Origin of the sequence: Longimicrobium sp. (genome assembly GCF_048594345.1) — a bacterium.
Classification (GTDB): domain Bacteria; phylum Gemmatimonadota; class Gemmatimonadetes; order Longimicrobiales; family Longimicrobiaceae; genus Longimicrobium.
Map to the genome: position 1 here is coordinate 1 of NZ_JBMDXM010000182.1, position 2,499 is coordinate 2,499.

1 pseudogene is annotated in these 2,499 nt (G+C 70.2%); it reads left to right on the forward strand.

The annotated features are described in order from the left end of the window. Positions 1 to 2,499 (forward strand): annotated as a pseudogene (locus tag ACOJUJ_RS19845) (hypothetical protein); the annotation flags it as partial.

Genomic DNA, 2,499 nt, shown 5'->3' on the forward strand with positions numbered 1-2,499 from the left:
CCGGGCGGCCTGACCCGCGAGCGCGCCGGCTTCGAAGTGCGCGACGTGCACTACTCGCACTACGGGCGCATGTGCCCGATCGAGACGCCGGAAGGCCCCAACATCGGCCTGATCAACTCGCTGACGACGTACGCCCGGATCAACGACCTGGGCTTTATCGAGACGCCGTACCGCAAGGTGGTGCGCGCGCTGGTGCGCTACCCCGCCGAGGCCCGGCTGGAGGAGTCCGTCCGCCTGGTGCTGGGCGACCGCGCCAAGGTGTTCGCCAAGAAGGGCGAAACCATCGACGCGGCGCGCGGGCGCGAGGTGTTCCGCGCCATGATCGTGGGGGCGGAGCTGGCGGAGGACGTGGCCGACTGGAACGCGCTGTTCCCGCGCATGCTGGCCGGCGAGATCGGCCAGACGGAGTGGGAAGACACGCTGGCCGCCCTGCCGGTGCTGGCCCGCCGCGGCGAGCGCATTACCGAGGAGCTGGCGGAGCGCCTGGCGGCGCAGCCGGTGAACCTGGTGCGCGTGGTGTCGCGTCGTGCCGGCGCGGCGGCGCGCGGCGTGGCCCCCGAGGCCATCCGCAACCCGATGTCGCTGCCGGTGCGCGTGTTCCAGCCGACCACGGCGGCCGTGCTGGGCGTGCCCGGGACGGTGCTGACGGCCGAGGTGGCCGAGGCGCTGTTCGCGCGGCAGTCGCAGGGGCTGGACGTGCAGGAGTGGGGCGACACGCCGGACGAGGTGTCGCTGGACTACAACTCCGGCGTGCCCGCGCTGCCGCCCGAGGGCGAGGTGGGCCGCGCGCTGCTGGGGACCAGCGGCAAGACGACGCACGTGACCCCGGTGGTGACGCGCATCACCGCGTGGCTGTCGGCGAACGAGGAAGAGGCCGCGCGCATCGCGCAGGCCAACGCGCCGCTGTCGGGCGGGTTCACCTTCCAGAACGAGTTCGTGCTGTGCCGCGAGCGGGGCGACTTTCCGCTGCTGCGGCCCGAGGAGATCGACTACATGGACGTGGCGCCGGACCAGCTGGTCTCGGTGGCCGCGGCGCTGATCCCCTTCCTGGAGCACGACGACGCCAACCGCGCGCTTATGGGCTCCAACATGCAGCGCCAGGCGGTGCCGCTCCTGTTCCCCGACGCGCCGCTGGTGGGCACGGGGCTGGAGAGCGTGATCGCCCGCGACTCGGGCGCCGTGGTGGTGGCCCGGCGCGGCGGCGTGGTGCAGGAGGTGACGGCGGACCACATCCTGGTCGACGCGGGGATGGAGGGGGTGGGCTCGGTGGACGAGCCGCTGCGCCGCCTGGCCCAGTTTGACCGGTACCGGATGAAGAAGTACTGGCGCACCAACCAGGACACGGCGCTCAACCAGCGCCCCCTGATCCGCAAGGGCCAGATCGTCAAGAAGGGCGACGTGCTGGCCGACGGCCCCTCGACGGAGGGCGGCGAGCTGGCGCTGGGGCGCAACCTGCTGGTGGCGTTCATGCCCTGGTACGGCCACAACTTCGAGGACGCCATCGTCCTGTCGGAGCGCCTGGTGAAGGACGACGTGTACACGTCCATCCACATCCAGGAGCTGGAGCTTCAGGTGCGCGACACCAAGCGCGGCATGGAGGAGATCACGCGAGAGATCCCCAACGTAGCCGAGGAGTCGCTGGTCGACCTGGACGAGCGCGGCGTGGTGCGCATCGGCGCGCGGGTCAAGGCCGGCGACATCCTGGTGGGCAAGATCACCCCCAAGGGCGAGACCGAGCTGAGCCCCGAGGAAAAGCTGCTGACGGCGATCTTCGGTGAAAAGGCCAAGGACGTAAAGGATTCGTCGCTCAAGGTGCCGCCCGGCGTGGAGGGCACGGTGATCGACGTGAAGATCTTCAGCCGCCGCATCGACGACCCGATCCTGGAAAAGGAGCGGGGGCAGAAGATCGGCGAGCTGCGGGCGTTCGAGCGCTCGGAGATCCAGCGCATCGGCGAGGCGCGCGACGAGGAGATCCGCGAGCTGATCCGCGGCCGCGAGGTGGCGCTGTTCCTGAAGAAGGGGACGGTGGAGCCGTTCTTCAACGAGGGAACGCAGCTCACGGACGAGGTCGTGGGCGGGCTGGACTTCAACGACATCGACCTCACCACGCTCAAGGTCACGGACCGTCCGACCAACGAGCAGCTGCGCCGCCTGATCGACGAGAGCAAGCGCCGCATCGAGCGGGTGCGCCAGCGTACGGAAAGCCAGATCGACAAGATCTTCCAGCCGGACGAGCTGCCCCCGGGCGTCGTGCAGCTGGTGAAGGTGTACCTGGCCGAGAAGCGCAAGATCTCGGTGGGCGACAAGATGGCCGGCCGCCACGGGAACAAGGGCATCATCGCCCGCATCGTGCCCGAGGAGGACATGCCGTTCCTGCCGGACGGCACGCCGGTGGACGTGTGCCTGAACCCGCTGGGCGTGCCCAGCCGCATGAACGTGGGGCAGATCCTGGAGACCCACCTGGGGTGGGCTGCCCGGGTGCTGGGCTTCGAGGCCAAG